Below are 22,874 nucleotides of genomic sequence, written 5' to 3'. Positions count from 1 at the left end.
GACGCGTCATCCACGGCATCACCCGCAATGCAAGTCAATCTCATCCGCTGGCGCTACCTCTGGTACGCCGTGGCGGCCCTCGTCGTGCTGGTGTTCGCGATTTTGTACGGCAGCCTCTGGTTCCTCAACTGGGTGCACGTCATGAGCGGCGTGCTATGGACCGGCATCGACTTGTTCATGGGATTCGTCATTGGGCCGATCATCCGCAGCGTCCCCATTCCGGTGCGTAAGGAAATCATCACCCGGCTGACGCCGGTCACGCTGTTTCTGCTACCTACATTGTCGATCCTGACCGGCACCGCCGGCTGGTTTCTGGCGGTTCGGATGGGCTTCACCCAGCTGCCCTGGCCGCAGTTCGGCTGGATCGTGGCGGCGCTGGTTCTGATCACGCTCATGACCATCCAGGGCCTGGGCTATCTTCTGCCCACCAGCGTGCGTGTCTGCCTCGAACTGCAGAAACCGAATCCCGACGGCCCGAAGATCGGGCGCACGATGAGCCGCTTCTACTATGTGGTGGCCAGCCAGGGTGTCATGCAGGTCGCCATTATCATCGTCATGGCAAGGCTCGCCACCGGCGTATGACGCAATGGGCAAAGCGCGGGCCGCTGCCGCCGGGCGATAGTCACTACCGATAACCACCGGCTCGATGCTCTCTCCAACGCCGATACACCCCGGCGCCGGCGCACGTTCGCAACACGGTAGGAGAACGTTACAGGGTTCTGTCGTAACTGTAGTAAATTTTCAGTGATACAAACCCTGAGGGAATTCAAACATGCGCCTGATCTTGATTATCGTCGGCCTCGTCCCGCTCGTGGCAGGTATTTGGGTGGTGGCGGGCAGCGGCACCTATCATGACACTGAAACCATCGTCAAGCTGGGCTCGACTGCCCTGAAAGCGACGCAGGATAAGGCCATCCCCCAATGGCTGGGTATTTCCGGGATTGTGGTGGGCGCTATTCTGGTTCTGGGCGGTTTCATGGGATGGTTCAAGCGCAAATAAGCCCTTGCGGCCTACACGGCAACGCGCCGGCAGGCCGGGATGGCATACCGGAAGGCTTGGGTAAGGTATTGGAAAGCCTGGACAGCGTATCGGGAAGCCTAAGCAGCCCGCCGGAAGGCCTGGGAATCTTGCAATAGGCAGGCATGGCAACACATGAATAGCTCGCAAACGCGAGTATTCATTTGCCTTCACCTGTCTCCCAAGGCCAGATACGCCGCACGCACGGCTTCCTCGCCGTACTTCCGCTCCAGCCGGCGCACGACGAAGTGGCCGCGCGCCATGTCCTGGAAGTGGCCGATGAACAGGGTATTGACCAGGGCGCCGCCGGCGGCGCCTAGCGCCGGAATGGCCTGGGCGGCGGCCTTTTCGGTGACCTGGATGCCGAAGCGGTCGGCAATCGCGGCGATCAGGCGCACCATCGCAGGAGCCGCCGCCTTGTCCACGGTCACCTTGGTACCTAGATAATCGGCCGCGTGTCCCACCGCCTGGGCCAAGGCCATGCGCACGGCGTAGTAGCCGCTATCGACGGCGTCGTCGGCAGCGGCCTTGCCTCCCATGGCAAAGACCATCAGGCACGCGCTGCGCGTATCGGCGTCGCGCAGCGATTCGCCCTCGCTGCGGGCTATGGCCGCGATCGAGCGCATCATCAGGGTCGTGGAAATGGGCAGTTCCGCCGTCAGGCCGGCCAGGCCGAAAAAGCCCCCTACGCCGCCGCTGAGCGCCGCGCCCCACTTGTGCCAACGATCGGCACTCTTGCCGCCGGGCGTATCATCCAGAGTGAAGATTGCGGCATCGGCAGCCTTGCTCAGCGCCGCTCTGGCGATGCCGGCGATGCGGCCATGCCAGCCCTCGGGCAGCATGCCCAGGCCTTTCTCGATGGGCGTGCCGAGCAGGTTGGTCATGCGCGCGGCCAGGCCCGGATTTTCCAGCAGCTGGCGCGCCATGCGCAGTTCGGCCAGGTCGGCGGCGTTCAGAGGCGTGTCCACGATGGATTCCCGTCCTTATTTGCTCTGATAGGGGCGCTGTGCGTCGGGTATACGATGAACCGTACGGCATGAAGCTGGAGGCAAAACGCTAGAATTCAAGCAGGCCCATTCTTCCCGGGCAACACAGCCAGCGACATAGCCAGGACGCCAGCAAGGTTCGCCAACTGCGCCGGCGGCCGCGTGGCCCGAAAGATAAGCAATGATGACAAAGTGTGAGCGCCCCGGCATCGAACATCGATGCGACCGACAATAAGCCAATACTCGAACCATAATGCCTAGAATTCTCCATACTGCCGACTGGCAGATCGGCCGCCAGTACGGGCGCTTCCTGCCGGAAGACGCGGCGGTGCTGGCCGAGGCCCGCTACTCGACGGTCGAGCATATTGCCGCACTGGCCACGCGCGAACAGGTTCAGGCCGTCCTGGTAGCCGGCGACGTGTTCGACGCGCAAACCGTGTCGGATCGCAGCATACGCCGGCTGTTCAATGCCATGCAGGGCTACGCCGGCCTATGGATACTGATCCCGGGCAATCACGACGCCGCACTGGCGGAAAGCGTCTGGGCCAAGGCGCAGCGCCTGTCCGCCATTCCGCCCAATGCGCACGTCATGCTGCAGCCCTGCGTGCGCGAATTTCCAGAGCTCGGCTTTGCGATCCTGGCCGCGCCCCTGACGCAGCGCCAGACCCACAGCGACCTGACCGAATGGTTCGACACAGCCGAGACAGCTGTCGGGCTGCTGCGCATCGGCCTGGCTCACGGCAGCGTCCAGGGGATTCTGGCCGAGGACATCGATTCGTCCAACCCGATTGCCGCCGACCGGGCGCGGCGCGCGCGCCTGGACTACCTGGCCTTGGGCGACTGGCACGGGCTGAAACGCGTCGATGACCGTACCTGGTACAGCGGCACCCCCGAACAGGAACGCTTCAAGGACAACGGCGCGGGCCAGGTTCTGCTGGTCGATCTGCCCGGCCCAGGGCAGGCGCCAGTGGTGGTTCCGCAGCTTACGACGCAATACCGCTGGCAAGACTGGGCGACGGAACTGTCGGTCGCGTCCGACCTGGAACCGCTGCTGCAGCGCCTGGAGCAATTACCCCCCAACACGGTTCTGGATCTGACGCTTACCGGGCACATAGACCTGGCCGGCGAGCAACGCCTGCAGCAGACGCTGTCGGTGGTACAAGGCCGATGCCGCAGCCTGCAATGCGATCAGTCGGGCCTGCGGCTGACACCCACGGCGGAAGATATCGCGGCGCTGCACGCCGATGGCTATCTGGGCGAAGTCATCACTGAGCTACAGCAAGAGCAGGAGCAGTCGCGAGATGATGGCGGCACGGCGGCCCGCGATGCCCTGGCCATCCTGGCCGGGCTGTTGCGCGATCGACAAATGACCCAGGAGCAAGCATGAAGCTGTGCAGCCTGCGTGTCGAACATCTGCGCCAGTTCCGCCAGCCGCTGCAAGTCCGCGACCTGGGCCCGGGCATCAATGTATTCACCGGCCCCAATGAATCCGGCAAAAGCACACTGGTACGCGCCATACGCGCGGCCTTCTTCGAGCGCCACAAATCGAACAGCGTCGACGACCTGCAACCCTGGGGAGACTCGTCGGCCGCGCCCAGCGTGCAGCTGGAGTTCGACTGGCAGGGCGCACGCTGGAAGCTCAGCAAGAGCTTTCTGAAGCACAAGCGCTGCGACCTGGACATCGCGGGCCAGCGGCTGAACGGCGACGAAGCCGAGGAAAAGCTGGCCGAACTGCTGGGCTATCAGTTGCCCGGACGCGGCGCCAGCAAGGCCGAACACTGGGGCATCCCGGGCCTGCTGTGGATCGAACAGGGTTGCGGCCAGGACATCCGCGAGCCGCTCGGCTACGCCAGCGGCTACTTGAAGTCGGTACTGGGTGCAAGTCTCGGGGAAGTGGCCAGCAGCGCAGGGGACGAGATCATAGCCCAGGTGGAACGCCAGCGAGCCGTTCTATTGACCGCCACCGGCCGTCCCACCGGAGACTATGCAGATATTCAACGTAGATACATCGACACCGAAGCGCAGTTGCGCGAGGCCGATGCAGCCATTGCCACCTATCGCCAGCAGGTGGATCGCCTGGGCGAACTGCGCCGCCAGCAAGAAGAAGACGCGCCAAGACCCTGGGAAGCCTACCGACAGCAGGCCCTGCAGGCCCGGGAACGCCTGGCCGAAGTTCGAGGCTGGCAACAGGCGCAGCAACAGGAAGAAAAGGATCTGCAGCATTGCACAGGCAATCAGCGCCTGTGCCGCGAGCAACTGGCGTCGTTTGCCCGGCAGCAGGAAGACCTGGCCCTGCGAGCCGCGGAGCTGAAAAAGGCCGAACAGGCATTGGGCGATCGGCAGGCGCAGCGCAGCGCCATCGAAGCCCGGCAGGTCGCGGCGCAAGCCGCCTATCACCAGGCGGACGAAACCCTGAAGCTGGCGCGCCGCCACGCACGACGTGCCGCGCTGGCCGGCGAGCTGGCCCAGGCCGATCGGGAACTGTCAGGCCTGGACGACAAACTGAATCAAGCGCGCACATTGCAGGCCGAGCTGCTGGGCTGGCAGGGGCAGCTGCAGGCGAACCCGCTCGATGCGGCCGCCTTGAAGCGGCTGCGGGCCCAAAGCCAGCGACTGGGCGAGCTGGAGATTGCGCAGCAGGCCGTGGCAACCCGGCTGCAATTCGAGCTGTTGCCGGCGCAACACATCCGGCTGGGCGAAGAAGACCTGGTCGGGCAAGGCCAGCGCCTGCTGCTGGAACCCGTCGATATAAACATTCCAGGCACCGGCCGGCTGCGCATCCAGCCCGGCGGTGAGGACATCGCCGACCTGGCCCGGCGCCGCCAAGCCGCACAAGACGGCTTCGCCGCCCTGCTGGGCGAGTTTCGCGTCGACAGCCTGGCACAAGCCGAAGAGCGCGCCGAGCAGCGCCGCGCATTGCAGGAAGACATCAGGCGCGGCGAGCTGCAGCTGGGCCACAGCGCCCCCAAAGGCGTCGACGAACTGCACAATCAGCAGGCGCTGCTGCGGCAGCGGCGCCAGGCGATCGAACAGGAACTGGCGGGCCTGCCCGAGCCGGACGCCAACACCATCGACGCAGCCACCGCAGAACTGGCCCTGGAACAAGCGCGCGAACAGCTCAAGAATGCCGAGCAGGCCGCGAGCCGCTACGAAACAGAACACAGCCTGGCGCTTCAAGCGGTACATAACGCGCAAGCCGAATGGCAGAGGCTGCAGGATTCCGTGCAAGCGCCCGGCCGCCAGCAACAGGAAAAAGAGATCGCCGACAGGCTGATCGATCTGCAAGCCCGGGAAGGCACCCTGCGGCGTTCCATGGATCTGCGGCGCCAGCAAATCGAAGCCGCCAATCCGGACATCCTCGACCAGGACATCAAGCGCTTTTCGGGAACCGCCGATGCGCTGGAAGACGCGGCCCGCAGGCGCGCACTGGAACTGGCCGGCCTGCAAAGCAAGCTGGAAGCGCTGGGCGCCAATGACCTGGAAGAGCGGCGCGCCGAGCTGGCCCGGCAATTCGAATATATGGGCCGCCGCCGCGGCGAACTCGATCAACGCGCCGCGGCTTTACAGCTATTGCTCGACCTGCTGCGCGCCAAGCGGCAAGCACTGACTCGACGCATCCAGGCGCCCTTGCAACGGCATCTGAACCACTATCTGCAGCTGCTGTTTCCGCAGGCCCGCCTGAGCGTCAACGAAGACCTGCTGCCCCAGCAGCTGGTGCGCGCCATCGACGGCCACGAAGAGCACGGCGACTTCGACGCGCTGAGTTTCGGCGCACGCGAGCAGATGGGCCTGATCAGCCGGCTGGCCTATGCCGACCTGCTCAAAGAGGCGGGCCGCCCTACCCTGATCATTCTGGACGACGCCCTGGTGCACAGCGACCCGCCGCGCCTGGCGCAAATGAAACGGATTCTTTTCGACGCCGCGCAGCGCCACCAGATCCTGCTGTTCACCTGCCATCCCGACAACTGGCGGGATCTGGGAGTAGCGCCGATTTCCATGCAGTCGCTGCAAGCGGCGGACTGATGCGGGTTTGCGCTAGGTTTGTTCCAGCGCGGCCGAAGGCCAGGCCGCATCGGACGGGCCGCACCCGCCGGAAGCCCGGCTTGCGGCATTCGCAAAGGCTACCCGGTGCCTGGGACACCGACACGCGAATATCTGAATGCAGCCGATGCCAGTCCTGCGAACGGCATCGGAACAATAGGGAAAAATCCCCACACCGAGCCAGTCAGGCCCGATGCGGGGTACCCATGGAAAACCTGTCGCCTATTGCAATGGCCAGGGCAATTACCAGGCTATTTTCAAGCCTATGCGGCCGCTGACGCCGTAGGCCTTCTGGCCGCCAATGTTCTGGTTATAGTCGGCAGCGGCGAACACGCTGGTGTTTTTGGCCACCTGGCCGGCAAGCCCCACGCCCAGCTGCATCCAGGTGCCTCCCAGCCCGGACTGCATGGCCACCGTGTTGGCGCCCGACAGCGTCGAGAACCGTGTGGTGGACGGGTTGCTGGGGCTGGCCCAAACGTTGGCATGCGCCCAGGGCGTAAACTGCCCGCCGCTGGCCGTGGTAAAGGCCTTGTCCAGCCGCACGCCGACACGCGCATAGATATTGCCGTCGGACGAATAGCGCACCTGGCCGAAGTCGTCCGAGGCGTTCTTGATGTCGATGTACTGGTACAGCAGCTGGACTTGCGGTTCCAGCTTCCAGCCGGCACCCAGCTTGAAGGGGTAGCCGCTTTCCGCCGAGGCCGCCAGGCCCCAGCCATCGGTGCTCAGGCGCTGGCCCAGGCTGGAATCGGCCTGGATGTTGCCATAGTAGGTGGCTTGCACCACACCGTCCACGTACCAGCCGCCGGCGCCCTTGCGCGTCCAGTACGCGCCCAGGCTGTATCCGTCCAGCTTGACCGTGCCGGCCCGGCTGTCGCTTGCAGCATTTTCCACATCTGCGCTGCCGTGGCTGTAGCCGAAGTACAGGCCGGCGACATCGGCGGCCTGGCCGGCTCCGCCATGGCGGCGGTAGAGATCCATGCCGGTTTGCAGGCCCCAGGTGCTCATGTCGTAGGCAGGGCCGTCGCTTGCGTACTGGCTTAGCCGCTGGGCGCCGCTGCCGTCCAGGCGGGTCTTGAAATTGCCGCCGTATATGCGGCCCCACGCGGCGCGCCGCGAGGCTGGCGCCGCGCCCTCGGCGGTATGGCTGTAGTCTTCGCCCAACCGGTCGTGGTAGGTGCCGAGCATGTCCAGGCCCATGCGTCCGGCCAGGGCCGGCACCGCCTGATACAGTGGGATCTCGGGGCGCAGGCTGCTGCGCAGATACCAATTGCCGTCCGCCGCATCGGCACCGGTGCCATTGTGCTGCAGCGTGTAGTCGTAGGCGCCGGCCGCGGTACGCTGGCCCAGGGCGAAGGCGCCCGGATCCGAGGCGCCGGACGTCTTGTCGCGTACTTCGACCAGCTCGATGCCGCTGCCCGTGGTCTGGGCCCCCAGGCCGCCCTGGTTGGCCACGAAGACCCGCGTGGCGCCGCCAGCGCCGGTTTGCGTGCGGTCGACCACCAGCATGTCGGCTTGCGAGCCGGTACCGGCGCCGGGCGCCATGCCTGCGTCCAGCACGGCATTGACGCGCAGCGCGCCGCCATTGGACACGAAGACACCGGGCGTGGCCGAGCCGGTGGCCGATGCCGCCATGTCGGGATTGCCGGTAATGGCCAGCACATTGCCCACGGCCGGGCCGGTCAGGTCTATCGTGCCGCTGTTGATGAAGGTGGCCAGATTGACCAGTTGGCCCTGCGCGATGCCGGCGCGGGACAGGCCGTAGACGCTAGCGTCGAGCGCGCGGCCGGGGTTTCCGGTGGTGGGGATGTACTGGCCGGTAGTATCGGTGGCGGTGTTGCCGGCGACGTCACCGAAACGCACGGTGCCGCTGGCCGCGTTGTTGAACAGCGCGTTGGGGCCGCCGAAATTCGACACCGACACGGCCTTGGTATCGCGCACGCCATCACCGTTCGTGTCGGAAAAATTGCGCATGACGAACGAATTGGACGAATAATTGTTGAAAGTATTCTGTGGGCCGGTAGCGCTGACGCGGGCCAGGTCGACATAGCCGGTGATGGTGCCATAGTTGTTGATCACCACGGGGCTGTCCTGAACCAGCGTATCCGGATCCATCATGGAAGCGATGGCGCCATCCGTCATGGCGCCGATCGAACCCTGGTTATTGATGGTCGTGGCCTGTACGCCGGAGGCCTTGCGATTGACCACCAATATTCCCGAAGGATAGTAGTAAGGGCTGAGTGATCCCCAGTCGTCGGGATCCCGTGCGCCCCCCAAGATGGAGCCGCCGGGCATCACATTGATGTCGGCACTGGCATTGCCCAGAGACACCGCGACCCCCTGGGAACCTTTGCCGGGAGCCGATATTTTCTTGGTGACATCGACCGTGATCGTGCCGTTGGAGGTATTTGCCGAAACGGCGCTGGAATATTGATTGGGAACGTCTATGGCACCTGCCATGATATGGATGGTCTGATTAACAGGCGCGTCCGCGTCGCCGGCGTAAATCCCCAAACTGCCGTCCGTACCCGCCACGCGGATATCGCCTTCGCGGCTGTCGACCAGAATCGGCCCATTGCTTACGGCGTCGATGCCGGTGGCAGATTGGCCTTGAACATCAATGCTTGCCGCATTCCGGACGGTCACCGCGCCATCGCCGTCCTGGCTAAAGGCAAGAATGCCCACGCCCTCACCATAGTCACCATACTTGGTACCGCTGACGTTGATCTGGGTGTTGCTGCCCGTGGTGATGGTAATAGGCTGGTGCGCGCCGGAAGCAAGGCTGTAGGCCGCTATGCCGTAGTCGTTGCTGACCAGCGTGCTGGGGGTGTGGGTATCCTGCACGCCGAAGTTCACGACAATCGGCGCATCCTGTTGCGCCAGGGTAATGTCTATGGCCGTGCCATTTGAAGCGCTAATCTGGCTGTCGGCAATATCCAACTGGAAGCCAGACGTTCGGCTGTTGGGGCCAATGTTGTCTATGGAGATAGCGCCCTCTTCATTAGCGCCCGTAATCACCGAGTTCCTGATCGTGACTTGAGCGATGTCCCTGCCGGCGGAATAATCGTTGGCCTGATTGCTGATCGCGCTGAAATTGACGTCCTTGAGTTGGGAATTTTCCAGCAGCAGGCTGGAGCCCTGGCCGGCAATGACGAAGCCGTAATCCACGGGGCCGCGGGTCGTAACCCCATTGGCACTGACCTGCGGCCCCGGCGTGGTATTGCTGGAATTGGCGTACACCAGATTCATCACGTTGCCTGGGGTGGTGCTCAGGTTGTTGAATTCGACATTGTTAAGCTCGATGATCGGCGCCCCGCCGCCGGCGCTTTGGGCGTACAGGGCATACTTCAGCGTCCAGGGGTCGTCGAACCCGCTTTTGGGCGCCGTGCCCAGGCCAATGTTGATGGTGGAATTCTGCAGCTTCAGGGTGGAATCGCCGAACGAGTCGGCTTGCAGAACCGTAGCGCTGGCGTTGAACACGGTGTGGTTGGCGGTGGCAGTGACGTGATTGTCGGGCGCCAGTACCTTGAACAGCGGGTCGGTGCCCGTGGTCGAGACGGTGACCGGGTTGTTCGCCTCGCCATTGAGCTGGGCATGCGAGTTGGTGAACGCCTGTACGGAAGTGGTCGCATCCAGGACGTCGCCGGGCCCGCAGCTAAGATCCACCCCCGAAACAGTACATGCCGCGTTGGCGGCCGGCGGCAGGGCCGCCAATGCGGCCCATACCGCCAAAGTCAGCAAGTGCGGCCGCGAGCCGGGCGCAGCATATGTATGCACAGACCTATGGTTCCTGACGCGGCTGCGCCGGCCGTGGTTTTTCACGTGATTCCCCTGTCGTAGTCAAAACTTTTTGCTTATTCTGGACGAGCTCGAGAAATCAACCGTCATTCAAATGGATGAAAAAGAAACTAAAAGCACAATTAATTAGCGGGATGTTGCGCTTATGACACCGGCCATCATCCACCGCCAGGCACAGAGCCGGTCGCAAAGACAGCTTGCGAGGCGCTGGGACTCGCAAAGCGTCGGCCGAATCACAAGCATCCGGGCCCTCGTACTCCATTCATTTGAATGAAACGCTTTTGAGTCGCCGCTGATATATTTCCCGACAGTGGCGCCAACCCGAAGGCGCGGCCTGCTTCGCATGGCGTACGGAACCAGAGAAAACAATATGCATAATTTGATCAAGTTGACGCTTGCTATCGCGATGCTCGGCTCGGCCGCCCTGGCAAATGCGGGCTACAAAGAAGGCGAGCAAGCCGCCGACCGCGGCGATTATGCGACGGCCTTGCAGGAATGGCGGCCGCTGGCCGACAAGGGCGATGCCCAGGCCCAGTTCCGCATGGGCCTGGCCTACGACGAAGGCCAGGGCGTGCCCGCCGACCCCGCTGCGGCGGCACGCTGGTACCGCCTGGCCGCCGACCAGGGCCATGCCGGGGCGCAAAACAATCTGGCATGGGCCTACAGCCACGGCAAGGGCGTGCCGCAAAGCGATGCCGAAGCCCTGAAATGGTATGAAAAAGCCGCGGTGCAGGGCCAGGTCTGGGCCCAATACAATCTGGGCGTACGCTACCAGTACGGGCGCGGGGTAAAACAGAACTACCAAGAGGCAGCGCGCTGGTACCAATTGTCGGCCCAGCAGGGCCATCCGCTGGCCATGGCCAACCTGGGCATGATGCTCAGCAACGGCGACGGCGTGAAAAAGGACTATCCGCTTGCGGCCACGCTGTTTCGCCTGTCCGCCGAGCAAGGCACGGACATCGGCCAGCACAACCTGGCGCTGGCGTACCGCAACGGCCGCGGCATCAAACAAGACTTCGAACAGGCCCGCAACTGGTACCTGAAGGCCGCCGCCCAGGGCTATGCTCCGTCCGAACACAATCTGGGCTCCATGTACGAACAAGGCCTGGGCGTACAAAAGGATTACGCCACGGCCATGAAGTGGTACCGCCGCGCAGCGCAGCGCGGCTTCGCCCTAAGCTGGAACGCCATGGGCATCCTGTACGTACGGGGCGCCGGGGTGCCCGAAAACAAGGTAGCGGCCTGCGCCCTGTTCATGCATGCGGCCAATAGCGGCAATACCTTGAGTGTAAAGAATCTGCAGCACGTGCAGCAGGACATGAAGCCGGCGGAAATCAAGCGTGCCCAAGACCTGGCCGCGGCCATGCACCGGCCTGGCCAGGCACTTGCAGCGCTGGACGCGTATTTGAAAGCGCCGTAGTTCCCCAGCCCGCCGACCTGCTCTTCAGCGAGCCGCCAAAGTCTTCTTGTTGCCCTCGCCGTCTATCGTTTCCAGCGCCACGGGGCGGCGCCAGACCAGGGCGATGTAGTCCAGCACCTTCTTCGCGCGATCCAGATCCAGGCCGCGGCCATCGGCCGCATGGTCATGGCGCAGCATCAGGCTGCCGTCGTTGCTCAGCTCGACGGCCTGCACGTGCGGCGCGGAAAAATTGAACTTCGGCGCGATCAACTGTTCCCGCAAGGCATCGATGTCCATGTCCTCGACCTGGACGCGGATTCCGGCCCCCGGCTCCCGGCCGCTGCGATAGCCCAGTAATTGCAATTTTTCGACCAGGGCCTCGTCGAGGTGGTTGCGTATGAAGCTGAAGTCGTCCTCTTCGGCACGTATGCGCAAGGCAGTGTCCAGGCCTTCGTTCTCGATGATGTGCTCCCACATGGCAAAACCGACGTGATAGGGGTTGAGGGCAAGCGCGAAATCCTTGCCGCTGGCGTAGGGGCGGATCACGTCCGAATGCGATTTGATCGCGTCCAGATAAACATCGTCCGGCAGGAAGTCGGCCTCGCGCAGCAGGCGCGCATGCCAGTAGCTGGCCCAGCCTTCGTTCATGATCTGGCAGGCGAATACCGGGTAGAAATAAAACGACTCTTCGCGCACCGCCAGGAAAATATCCCGCTCCCAGCCTTCCATGTCGGGCGCATAGCGCGCCATGAACCACAACAGATCCGATTCCGGATGCGGCGGCACGGGGGCGCGCTGCCGCCCACGCGCCGCAGGCGCTTCTTCGCCGGGCAGCGCCGCGTAGCGGGAACGAAAGCCGGTCGGCTTGGGATTCGCCCTGGGTTCGATATCGACCGGGTAATCGTGCCGATGTATGGGCTGATCCACGTCGATGTGCTGCTCCAGCGCAAGCGCCGCATCCAGCACCATTTCCACACGCCTTTGGCCATACTCTTCTATCGCGGCCTGAATGCTGTGCGCGCGTTCCGCCGCCTCGGTCACGATGTGATAGCCCACTTGCTGCTGCATGCGCGCGAACAAGGCATTGTTTTTGGAAAAATCGGCGTGTCCCAGCACATGCGCCGTCACCAGCGTGTTCTGCGCCAGCCCGTTGTCGGTTACCAGGTAGGCACGGTTGGGATTTCCCGGAAACACCACCTCGAAGATGTGCGAGCCGCCCATGCGGTGCTGCACCTGCTGATGGATGTAGCGCACGCCGAAAGACCAGTGCGGCATGCGTATGGGCAGGCCGTACACCGCCACCTCCATCATGAAAGTATTGGGTACCAGCTCGAAATCGACCGGGTCGAAATCCAGCCCGTCGCGCCTGGCCAGCGCCTCGATCTTCGGCATGTAGAGTGAAAGCTGCTCGAGGCCATGTTCGTAGGTAGCTTGCATCTCAGGCCTCCTTGCCCGCCGCTGCGTCCGCCTGGCGCTGGAAGAAGCGGCGTACGGCACTCCATACGCCGCCACGGTCATGCACCGTATAGGTGCCTACCGCATAATTGCGCGACTCCAGCGAACGGAACAAACGGCCGATTTCGGAAAGCCCCGATTCATGCGGATTTTGCGGTGTCTCCAGAAACCCCATGAAATTGGCGATATTGCCCAGCTTGCACAAGAGACTGTCGGCCAGGCCGCGATCATCGGCAAAGTTGTCGCCATCAGAGGCGTAAAACAGGTAATGGTTGTAGCGCCGCGTGGGGTAGCGCTCGGCAAAAATTTCCAGCGCCAGCTTGAAGGCGCTGGAAGCCGTGGTGCCGCCGGTGGCGCTTACCTGGAAAAACTGCTCTTCGGTAAATTCCCAGGCGTCGCTGGTATGCGCGATAAAGACGATTTCCAGTGCGTCGCCGTACTGCCGGCGCAAGCCTTGTATCGCCCAGAAGAAGAAGGACTTGGCCAGTTTGCGCCGCTCTGCATCCATAGAGCCGGACACGTCCAGCACCAGCGCCACGATCGCATCGGTGGCGGGGCGCTGCCGCCGCGCCAGCTGCCGGAAGCGCAGGTCTTCGTCGGAAAACGGCGCGGCCCCGTCGGGCTGGGCATGGCGCCGCTTGATCGCCTCTTTCATGGTCAGGCGCCGATCCAGCCGCGCGTGGGGGCCGTGCCGGCTCCAGCCTTCGCGCACCAGATCTTCGTCGCGCAGCGCATCGCTGCTGCGGGGCTTGAGATCGGGCAGGTGCAGCTCTTCCCAGATCCAGTCGACAATATCCTCGATGCGCAATTCCAGCAAGAAGCGCAGTTCGCCGCCGCCATCGCCGCCGGCGCCCGCCTGGCCGGCGCCGCTGCCTTCGGCCTGGCCCTGCCGGTACACGTCGCCCGGGCGCCCGCCGCCCTGCCCCACGCCCGACTGTTCCTTGGGCGTATTCAGGCGAAAGCGGTAATGCTCCAGGAAATGAACCGGAATCTGCACGGTATGATGCGAGGGCCGGCTAAGGATGTCGGCACCCGCGATCATCTCGGGCAGTTGTTCGCGCACGGCGTCGCGAACCTTTTCATTGTGCCGCAGCCAGTCGCGGGCGCCGCGCGAAAACAGCCTGTACCAGCGGTGCGCGTGCGCCAGGTTGGACAGCTGCCGGACTACTGGCCTGCTCATGATGATGGCCTCGCATACCGCGGCTATTCCTGCGCCAGCAGTGTGGTCACATAGTTGAGCGCTTCGTGCGCACTATGCGCATCGTAGCCGTAGTCGTTGACCAGGCGCTGTTCGACCGCAGAGATCTTTTCCATGGTCTCGGCGTCGGCGCGCGCGCTCGAAGTGACCAGACGCAGCACGTCGCGCCGCTCCTGGAACAGGTACTGCTCTATCGCTTCGCGCAAACGCGCGTGCTCGGCAAGCGTGAATTTGACGCCGCGCTTGTAGGCACCCAGGGCCTTGCGCACGATCTCCTGGCGGAACGAGGTCTTGCCGGAATCGGATATGCCGATCTTGGTTTCCACATTGCGCAGGAAACGTTCGTCGGCATCGCGCTCTTCGCCGGTGATGGGGTCGTCCACCTTGCGGCTCTCGAGTACCGCCTCGACTTCGTCCAAATATTTGTCCAGCAGCTCTTGCGCCTCGTCCAGGAAGGACACGAACAGCGCCTTGTGCACGTCTTCCTTGACCCAGCGGTTGTAGAACTCCTTGCGCGTGGTGACCAGGAAGTCAATCCACTGCTTCTTCATCTTCGCATCCATGCGCGCATCGGATTCGATCGCATCCTTCAGCGCCAGCATGACTTCCATTGCGGTCAGGCTCTTGCTCTCCGACTGGCTGATGGCGCTGGCCAGCGCATTGACGACAAAGCGCGGCGATACCCCGTCCATGCCCTCGTCGGGCTGCTCGCGCATGATGTGCTCGGCTTCGGTATCCGAAATCCCTTCCACCTCTTCATGCGCGTGTATGCGCAGCTTCTTGCTGAGGTCGAGGTCGGCGCGTTCCGAAGCCTTCAGGCGCGTAAGTATGGCAAACACGGCGGCCACCGCCAGCGCGTGCGGATCGAGGTGCACTTGCCGGAACGACGGCGTGGCCGAGGTCAGCTTGTGATAGATGCGCGCCTCGTCGGTGTAGCACAAGGTGTAGGGCACCTGTACGATAACCATGCGGTCGAGCAGGGCTTCATTTTCCTTTTCCTGCAGGAAGCGGCGGAATTCGGCCATATTGGTATGCGCGACGATCGTTTCATCGATGTAGATAAGCGGGAAGCGCGATACCTTGACCACCTGCTCCTGGGTCAGGGTCAAGAGCAGGTACAGGAACTCGCGCTTGACCTTGAGAATCTCGATCATTTCCAGCAGGCCGCGGTTGCCGGCATAGACCGCCCCCGACCACGACCAGGCGCGCGGGTCGCCCTCGTCGCCGTACTCGGCCACTTTGGACAGGTCGACCGAGCCCACCAGGTCGGCGATATCGGCCGTGGTCGGGTCGTGCGGGGCGTAAGTGCCTACCGCCTTGCGGCCGGCCTCGTCGATGAAAATGCGGTGCACGGGCACGCGGGCGAAATCGCCGCCGTATTTGTCATCCACCAGCGCGCGCGTGTAGGGCGACAATTCGCCACTGATCTCGACGCCGTAGGAATCCTTGAATTCGGCCCGCTTGCCGTGCGGAATCAGCAGCAGGGGCGATTCCTGGATCGGGCTTTCCTGAATGGCGTACAGCGCACCGTCATCGACGCGGCTGTAGGCCTCGAGGCCACGCTTGAGCAGCGTCACCAGGCTTGATTTGCCGCCCGACGGTGGCCCCAGCAAGAGCAGCAGGCGCCGCCCCACCTCGGAGCCTTCGCTGGCCGCCTTGAAGTAATTGGCAACCCGCTCCAGGGCCTGGTCGATGCCAAACAAATCATCTTCGAACAATTTGTAGCGATTGCAGGCATCGCTTTGCTTGGGCGCCTCTATGCCGCGCCAGCACATCATGTCCCAAATATATTGATGGCTGGATCGGGCGGCGCGCCCCGGATTGCCGGCGACGATGTCACGCAGGTAATCGTTGAAGCTGCCCGCCCATTGCTGGGCTTGCTGTTTGCGCGAATAATCCGTCAGCGACTCGACAAATTCAGAACGTTGTCGTTCTGTATCTTTGTTGTATTCGGTCATGGCCTTCTCCAAGCATGGAGTTGAGTCGCCCGCTGACCCTGCTTGTGCATCTATGAACCTGAGTCAGTGGAAACCCAACCTCGAAATGTCCATTGCTATGGGGTTGGACACCCGTTCGCGCTCGAAGTTCAGAGAAATTCGCACTCTTTCGCCGCCCGGGTACCGGTTCGCATATCGACACAGAAGCATTGTTGCAGTGTGCTTACCATATCACTTGATATTCGCACCTATGGCCATGACCGATAAATTAGGGTCGGAATAGACGACCGCGAGTAAAGCGTATTCGGTATCATCCCGAATCACTCAGCATCAGTCCAGATTATGATTGAGGCCAAAATCGTGATTGGCGTGCTCTGCATGTCATCGTCAAAATGAAAGCCGTCTTCACTCAGATTGGATTTCTCATGACCTTGACCATTACACCCATATCATCATCTGTGCTTGGCGCCGAAGTTCGTGGCGTGGATCTGTCTGGGCCGATTACCGTATCGGATCGCCGGCGTATCTACGAAGCCTGGATCGAACATGCTGTACTCGTCGTACGCGATCAAAAGCTGGAACCCGGACAGTTTTCAGCTGCTGCACGCATGTTCGGCGATATCCTCGCTCAGCAACTGAAAAAATTCGCCCTGCCGGATCATCCTGAAGTAGGCACAATTTCGTCACGCGACTTGCCGGTAGTCGATGGTAAGCTGCACGTGCGCGGCGAAGAATTCCATACAGATCATTCCAACTTCTCTGCACCGCCCAAAGCAACTATATTGCATGCTGTGAATTTGCCCAGCCGAGGCGGCGATACTCAGTTTTGCGACGCACGGGCCGCTTACGACGACCTGGACGAGGCCACTAAGGCGCAGATTTCAAGCCTGCGCTCCCTGCACGTTTACGAGAGTACACACAGCACACGCAAGATGTTCAAGCTCAGTGATAAAGAGCGTGACGCCATGCCGCGCACGTCTCAGCCGCTAGTCATCCGCCACGCTGAAAGCGGCCGACCGGCCTTGTACTTGAATACCGGGCGCATGGAAGGTATTGAAGGCATGCCCGACGAAGAAGGATATGCACTGATTGCGCGCCTGTTCCGCCATGCCACTCAACCGAAGTTCGAATACCGGCACGTATGGCAGCCTGGCGATCTTGTTATCTGGGACAACCGCAGTGTGTTACATCAAGCCAATGCGGACTACGATCCGACCGAGTTGCGCTACCTCTACCGCATCATGCTGCAAGGCAAGCCGCTAGAAGCGTATTCGGCGCAGGCTGTGGCCCACGCTTGATGTCCACCGCGGGCGGGAGGCGGAATCTTTTAGTACAGATATGGTATGGGCCAGCAGTATCACATACGAATATGGTATGTCCTAGCCAGTCTGTGTATACCGAACCGCCCGGAACCGAGCACGAGAAGTGCTTCGGCGATCCATTTACGCCAGCCATAGATCGGCCGCCCAACCCATTCCGCATCGGCAACCGCTGCCCAAGCTCTGCCCACATCACCGCTGCCGGCAACGGGCGCTCCAGCCACGAGCGCCCCCCGGCTATTCAGAACGGCCGGCACCATCCTGCATCCGGAAGCCGACGGGCGCCAACTCCTTCAGCAAGGCTACCAAACGTCGAGTGGCTCTAGACCGCGGACGATCGCGGGGAAACAGTAACACCACTTCGATCACGATACGGGGTACGAATGGACGGAACACCACGCCATCCGAGTGCTGCGCTACCTCGGTAATGCGATCGATCAGTGCGACACCAGCACCTGCCTGTACCATCATGCAAGCGGCCAGAGATGAGCTCGCCTCCACGCCCACCCGCGGCGCCTCAAGTGATTCACGCCTACACGTTTCGATAATCGTGTGGCCGAGGAATGTGCTGGCTCCCATGGAAATCACAGGCTCATTTGCCAACATCACGGTATCGATCTTCGGCTCGGTGGCCAGCGGATGATCTTCACGCAATGCGCACACTATTTCAGAGCAGACGAACCGCTCGGAGGTGACCGAAGGTTCTTCGACGGGGCCGTATACGATCCCGATATCAGCTTCACGCCGCGACACACGATCAATCGCCAGAGGCGTAGGCAAGGATCGCACATAGATCTTCATGTCCGGCCCCTGCTTGCGCAGCGACGCCACCGCCTGTGGTAGAAAAGCGTTGACCAGAGTGGGTGAAGTAGCTATTACGATTTGCCCGGCTCGACCATCGCGCAAGCTGTGCGCCAGCCTTCGGATCGTGTCGATGCGAGCAAATACATTTTCTACGTCCGGCAGCAGGATTATCGCCTCTGGCGTTGGCTGTAGCCGACCGCTGACCCGTTCGAACAGCTTCATGTTCAGCTGTTGCTCAGTGTGCTTCAGCACCGCACTGATGGCCGGCTGCGTCACGTTCAGATCGCGTGCGGCGCCCGTGACCGACCCGGCGCGAATAATCGCGTGAAAGACTTCCAGCTGCCGTAGATTCACCGTGGTTCCGCCTTCGCTCACGCGCCATGGCCAGGCGCAATGCTGGCGACTGTAACGCAGGCACCTGACAAGTTCAAGCTTGTCGAAAATAGCGGGGTAAGAGCGGCCTATACCACACGGTGGAATGGCTCGTTGCCGGCAAGTACGTGCAACAACTGGCGGGCGGTTGCTAGAGAACTGTCGGCCTGCGTTTCGATGGTGCCCGCACCAGCATGAGGCGTGGCCAGCACGTTTGGGAATGCAAGCAGTGGGTTGCTCCGGCTGGGCGGCTCGCCTTCCTCGAAGGCATCCAAGCCAGCGCCGAATAGTTTGCCGTCACGCAAAGCATCCGCTAGTGCAAGCTCGTCAATCAGCCCACCGCGTGAAACGTTAATGATAATCGCGCTGGGTTTCATCCGAGCTATGGCGGCGCGATCGACAATATTGCGCGTCGTATCGGTCAGAGGCACATGTAGTGACAGCACATCCACCTGCGGCCACAATTCCTCCAGATCGGCAATACGCACATGTGGTATATCGCCCCAATGCCCCATCGGGGCATACGGATCGTAGGCCAGTATCCTACAATCGAACGCCCCGCGAAATAGCCGCGCCGCCTGCGTGCCGATGTTGCCCATGCCAATGAAGCCGATCGTCTTACCATGCATTGCACGACCAAGATATCGAGGGCGAACTATCTTTGACCCGCTACGAATCATACGGTCGAACTCGCTGACACGACGCGCTACTGCCATCGCCAGAGTGAATGCCAATTCGGCCACCGCGGCGCTATTGATACCCGGTGTGTTGCACACAATTACACCATGTTCGCGTGCAGCGCTCAGTGCAATGTTATCTACGCCTACCCCCTGTTTGGATACTACTTTAAGCTTTCGAGCACGTGCAAAATCATCTGCGCTCAACTGGCTCCCTCGGATCATGATGCCAACAGCATCCTGATGCCAGTTAATACCGCGCGGATCACCAAAAGGCACGAAGCTTTGATTTTGGTCTGCCAAGTATTGAAGCCCGGAGGGTTCGAAAGCGTCGAGTACGTATATCACAGGTATTTTTCATGCACACGAGAGAGGTACGAACATTCTCAGATCCATTGGCATAACAGTCCAATCACTTTTATAGTGAGCAACATAAACCCAGCTGATGCCTTATATATCAATTTTCGGCATAAGGCTGCTATATTCGTATTCACCAAAATACCGTGCCACGACACTGCGCATTTTCTCAACCCATGCAGAGGCGTGCGCCTCTACTCGAGTCTGGAATCCGGCAATGCCAATCACCATTGGGGGCTCGGATTCGACCCGCGGCAACATCATCGCAACAGCGCCGCCAACATTAGTCAGGCCCCCAACAGACTTGACGTAGCCGTCTTTGCGAATACCGTCGAGCCGCTTCAACAGGGCTGCCAGATCCACGCGCAAAGCGGGATCAGGCTCTTCGCCATTGGTGCGCTGAATGAACCCCGCCAATCTCCGCTGGTTCCACTGACTTAACAGAACCAAACCGCATGCGGTACGCGCATACGGCCTGGTTTGGCTGGCCATGGCATGCAGCCGCAACGGGCCAGTTGCTTCAATCACATGAATGTAGCGGCAGCAGCGGCCATTCTCCGTTGCCAATAGAATCGTTTCGCCCGTGGCTTCGCTGAGATCCTGCATAAGTTGCAGGATCTTGTCACCATTAAACAGTTTGGTGTTGACCCAACTTACCAGCAGCGGTAGGCGCAGCGTCGGTCGATACGTGCGGCTACCGCGATCAAAATGCAGATAACCCAGTTCCGTCATTGTGCGCATCAGCGCCGAGGTGCTCGACTGAGGAAAACCACAGTGATGCGCAATTTCCGTCATTGACAAGTCGCGTTGCTCTTGCCCAAAGAACTCCAAGATCCTGAACACTCGCTGGGCGGATTTCACACCTTCTTGTGTCATTTACTACACCAAACCATATATATAAAAAATGAAATCGCATTGTAGTTTTCTAGTGAGAAAAATTGAATCGAGTGATAGCATCATCGAAACAAAAGACAAGAGAGTCGAGATGACAAACACGCCACTGATCTCGCACACCGGAGCCGAAATCACCGGCATTGACTTGCGCGACACACGCGATGCGGACACTACAGTGCAAGTCAAAAAAGCTTTCGCGAGCCATCATGTACTGGCCTTCCGTGGCCTGTTTCCCGCCATGCACTAAGTAATATGGCCAAGGTTCTTAATGACGAACATCTCCGGCCGCAGGACGACATCCTGCCTCGCACCAAAACACAATCCATACTCTCCACGCGGGCACTCTGCCCGCTGGCAATCCGTTTCAACTACTCTACGAGGCGTAAGGTGAACGACATCATTCAGAACAATGTGACCTCAAATCTAGCGGCGGGAAAGCCCGCGGTCTCCTTTCAGGTTCGACTGGTCGAAAGCATCGAGATAGCACAGATCGCCAAATCCTGCGGCTACGACACGCTATATATCGATCTTGAGCACTGCATGCATAGCATGCACCAGACCAGCCAAATCTGCATGGCCGCGCTGGCTGTGGGCATCACACCGTTTGTACGTGTGCCCAGCTATGCACCCGAATATGTATCGCGTGTGCTAGATGGAGGCGCGATGGGCATCATTGCTCCGCATGTCAGTAACCGGAATGAAGCGGAACGAGTCGTTGCGGCTGCGAAATTTCCACCATTGGGCGACCGATCTGTGTCGATAGGCTTACCACAGCTCAAGTTCCAAAATTATCCGTTAGCTGAGGCCCGGCGCGAGCTGAACGCCAAGACTACTGTCGTTACAATGCTCGAAGGGCCGGACGCAGTGGACAATGCCGAGGAAATCGCCGCAGTCGAGGGTGTAGACATTCTATTCATTGGAACCAACGACTTATGCGCCCAACTGGGAATCGATGGCCAATTCGACCACCCTAAAGTGAAAGAGATCTATGCACATGTAACCGCCGTAGCACGTAAACACGGCAAGCATGTCGGCGTGGGCGGGTTATCGGGGCATCCAGAACTGCTGACGCAATTCGTGAAAATGGGCGCTTTATATATTTCCGCGGGCAGCGACCTGCAGTACATGGTTTCCGGTGCTACCGCACGCACAAAATTGTTACGGTCGGCGTTAAACGTGTGACCTCTCCCAAAAGAAGCGCCTATCGCTACTAGCCCAGGAATCAACTCCCTTCCCCGCGATTACGGCATCAGGCTTTGGGGGTGCCTACTGCGACTATTCTTTGGACGCGCTGCGTAGCACACCGCGTCCACGCGGTACGGCCAGCGGCGCTATCGTCGATCTTAGCTGGGTTAAAAATCGGCTGGCATTTGCGTGGCGCTTCCTCATCGCTGCCCGCTTAGCCCCCGAGAGCGGCTCCTACGCTTTCACTCTACGCGCCCATCACTGCCATTTATAGACTAGAAAACAAAGATGATTGGACGTTATGGACACCCCGCTCCAGAATGTTCATCCTAGGCAGCGCGTCGTGGCATATGCTTCGCCCAAGATTGCCTGCACCTGGCACAATTTCGTGCCTGCCAACCAGTCAAGGAGACAATATGAATGGAATAAAAAGATGGTGGTGGCTCACAGCAGCATCGACGGGTATGTTGGCGGGCGCTATAGCGCTCTTCGCCTCCCCCTGCCAAGCCAGCAACTCCGATGCAGCCAACGCGAAATCATTCCCTTCGCATCCGGTTCACCTGATCGTCGGCTTCGCCGCCGGTGGTGCGACAGATCTGCAAGCCCGTATGCTGGCCGAAGGTCTGACCAAGTTGTGGGGCGAATCGGTGATTGTGGAGAACGTAGGGGGAGCATCGGGCAGCGTGGCTGCCGGGCGAGTAGCCAAGGATCCCGCCGACGGCTACACGCTGCTGGTCGACACGGCCGGCGCCCTAACAATTCGGCCGCAGTTGGAGAAAGTCCCCTACGACACGCTGAATGACTTCATACCAATCACCGCCATCGCTACCAACGATGCGGTTATCGTGGTGGCTTCCGATTTTCCGGCCAATAACTTTCAGGAATTCCTGAAAGTCACCAAGGCCAACCCCGGCAAATACACTTATGGCACATCGGGCATGGGCAGCATCACCATGTTGGGTATGGAAGCCTTCAAGCGTCGCGCTGGCTTCGACATCAGGCACATACCTTATAAGGGTGATTCACAGGTGTTGCTCGACGTCATGGGAGATCACATTCCCATCGGCTTTGTCGCAATTCCTTCCGTAGCTTCTCAACTGAGCAGTGGCAAAGTTCGCGCGCTGGCTACTCTAGGCCAGAAACGGCTCAAGCTCTTCCCCAAGCTGCCTACAGTAGGCGAATTCGGCTATACCGATCAGATCTGTTCTTCATGGATCGGCATACTTGCGCCAGCCCATACTCCAGATGCCATCGTCCAGAAACTCAACCACGACATCCGCCAAGTCGCGAACGACCCCAAGTTCATCGCCAAATTAGAACAAGGGGGCTCCCGGGCTTTCAATAGTTCGGTTGCTGAATTTACCCAGTTCGTTAAACAGGACATGAAGGCCAAAGGTGACATCATCAAAGCCATCAATCTCAAGTTGGAATGAC

Annotated in this window: 17 protein-coding genes; 9 read left to right on the top strand and 8 right to left on the bottom strand. The window is 60.8% G+C overall.

Annotated elements, in window-relative coordinates; all coding sequences use genetic code 11:
• The first annotated feature begins 27 nt into the window (after positions 1-27).
• Positions 28-582, top strand: a complete 555-nt coding sequence (locus CEY11_RS19365) for a hypothetical protein (protein ID WP_088605066.1) — start codon at positions 28-30, stop codon at positions 580-582.
• A 190-nt stretch (positions 583-772) separates the two neighbouring features.
• A complete protein-coding gene (locus CEY11_RS19360; protein WP_088605065.1) occupies positions 773-1,000 on the top strand; it encodes a hypothetical protein in 228 nt (75 codons plus the stop codon).
• A gap of 188 nt (positions 1,001-1,188) precedes the next feature.
• Here the strand turns inward: CEY11_RS19360 and CEY11_RS19355 are convergent, their stop codons facing one another.
• Positions 1,189-1,986 (bottom strand): EcsC family protein, encoded by a 798-nt coding sequence (locus tag CEY11_RS19355; protein WP_233154985.1) that lies wholly within the window; start codon positions 1,984-1,986, stop codon positions 1,189-1,191.
• A 271-nt stretch (positions 1,987-2,257) separates the two neighbouring features.
• Between CEY11_RS19355 and CEY11_RS19350 the strand changes: the two genes are divergently transcribed.
• Both CEY11_RS19350 and CEY11_RS19345 read left to right on the top strand, forming a co-directional pair.
• Positions 2,258-3,391: a metallophosphoesterase family protein gene (locus tag CEY11_RS19350; protein WP_088605064.1), complete on the top strand. Its 1,134-nt coding sequence runs from the start codon at positions 2,258-2,260 to the stop codon at positions 3,389-3,391.
• Positions 3,388-6,027 carry an AAA family ATPase gene (locus tag CEY11_RS19345; RefSeq protein WP_088605063.1) on the top strand — a complete coding sequence of 880 codons (2,640 nt, stop codon included), beginning with the start codon at positions 3,388-3,390 and terminating at the stop codon, positions 6,025-6,027. The genes CEY11_RS19350 and CEY11_RS19345 overlap by 4 nt, the downstream gene beginning before the upstream one ends.
• A gap of 261 nt (positions 6,028-6,288) precedes the next feature.
• Here the strand turns inward: CEY11_RS19345 and CEY11_RS19340 are convergent, their stop codons facing one another.
• A complete protein-coding gene (locus CEY11_RS19340; protein ID WP_088605062.1) occupies positions 6,289-9,822 on the bottom strand; it encodes an autotransporter family protein in 3,534 nt (1,177 codons plus the stop codon).
• A gap of 391 nt (positions 9,823-10,213) precedes the next feature.
• Here CEY11_RS19340 and CEY11_RS19335 point away from each other — a divergent pair, with 391 nt between their 5' ends.
• Complete coding sequence (locus CEY11_RS19335; protein WP_158215386.1) at positions 10,214-11,263, top strand: tetratricopeptide repeat protein; 1,050 nt, start codon at positions 10,214-10,216, stop codon at positions 11,261-11,263.
• 24 nt (positions 11,264-11,287) lie between these two features.
• On the opposite strand, the gene CEY11_RS19330 is transcribed toward CEY11_RS19335, so the two are convergent.
• The 3 genes from CEY11_RS19330 to CEY11_RS19320 are packed head-to-tail and all read right to left on the bottom strand — an operon-like array spanning position 11,288 to position 15,853.
• Positions 11,288-12,679, bottom strand: coding sequence for a SpoVR family protein (locus tag CEY11_RS19330; protein WP_088605060.1), 1,392 nt, complete (start codon positions 12,677-12,679; stop codon positions 11,288-11,290).
• Position 12,680: 1 nt separating this feature from the next.
• Positions 12,681-13,877 carry a DUF444 family protein gene (locus tag CEY11_RS19325; protein ID WP_088605059.1) on the bottom strand — a complete coding sequence of 399 codons (1,197 nt, stop codon included), beginning with the start codon at positions 13,875-13,877 and terminating at the stop codon, positions 12,681-12,683.
• Between the two features lie 23 nt (positions 13,878-13,900).
• On the bottom strand, positions 13,901-15,853 hold the full coding sequence (locus CEY11_RS19320) for a serine protein kinase (protein ID WP_088605159.1): 1,953 nt from the start codon (positions 15,851-15,853) through the stop codon (positions 13,901-13,903).
• A gap of 404 nt (positions 15,854-16,257) precedes the next feature.
• Here CEY11_RS19320 and CEY11_RS19315 point away from each other — a divergent pair, with 404 nt between their 5' ends.
• Complete coding sequence (locus CEY11_RS19315; RefSeq protein ID WP_088605058.1) at positions 16,258-17,130, top strand: TauD/TfdA dioxygenase family protein; 873 nt, start codon at positions 16,258-16,260, stop codon at positions 17,128-17,130.
• 258 nt (positions 17,131-17,388) lie between these two features.
• Here the strand turns inward: CEY11_RS19315 and CEY11_RS19310 are convergent, their stop codons facing one another.
• The 3 genes from CEY11_RS19310 to CEY11_RS19300 form a co-directional block, all read right to left on the bottom strand.
• Entirely contained in the window at positions 17,389-18,309 is a 921-nt protein-coding gene (locus CEY11_RS19310; protein WP_233154984.1) for a LysR family transcriptional regulator, read from the bottom strand.
• Between the two features lie 107 nt (positions 18,310-18,416).
• Complete coding sequence (locus CEY11_RS19305; protein WP_233154983.1) at positions 18,417-19,352, bottom strand: hydroxyacid dehydrogenase; 936 nt, start codon at positions 19,350-19,352, stop codon at positions 18,417-18,419.
• Between the two features lie 102 nt (positions 19,353-19,454).
• The gene (locus CEY11_RS19300; protein WP_088605056.1) at positions 19,455-20,237 is read right to left on the bottom strand and encodes an IclR family transcriptional regulator; all 783 of its coding nucleotides are present in this window, start codon (positions 20,235-20,237) and stop codon (positions 19,455-19,457) included.
• A gap of 109 nt (positions 20,238-20,346) precedes the next feature.
• Here CEY11_RS19300 and CEY11_RS25435 point away from each other — a divergent pair, with 109 nt between their 5' ends.
• The 3 genes from CEY11_RS25435 (at position 20,347) to CEY11_RS19290 (ending at position 22,873) form a co-directional block, all read left to right on the top strand.
• On the top strand, positions 20,347-20,502 hold the full coding sequence (locus tag CEY11_RS25435; RefSeq protein WP_158215385.1) for a hypothetical protein: 156 nt from the start codon (positions 20,347-20,349) through the stop codon (positions 20,500-20,502).
• 140 nt (positions 20,503-20,642) lie between these two features.
• On the top strand, positions 20,643-21,437 hold the full coding sequence (locus CEY11_RS19295) for an HpcH/HpaI aldolase family protein (RefSeq protein ID WP_233154982.1): 795 nt from the start codon (positions 20,643-20,645) through the stop codon (positions 21,435-21,437).
• A 419-nt stretch (positions 21,438-21,856) separates the two neighbouring features.
• Entirely contained in the window at positions 21,857-22,873 is a 1,017-nt protein-coding gene (locus tag CEY11_RS19290) for a Bug family tripartite tricarboxylate transporter substrate binding protein (RefSeq protein WP_158215384.1), read from the top strand.
• Position 22,874: the final 1 nt, after the last annotated feature.

Source organism: Candidimonas nitroreducens (assembly GCF_002209565.1).
GTDB lineage: Bacteria > Pseudomonadota > Gammaproteobacteria > Burkholderiales > Burkholderiaceae_B > Candidimonas > Candidimonas nitroreducens.
The sequence above is the reverse complement of the archived record's forward strand: the minus strand, read 5'-3'. Positions and strand labels throughout refer to the sequence as shown.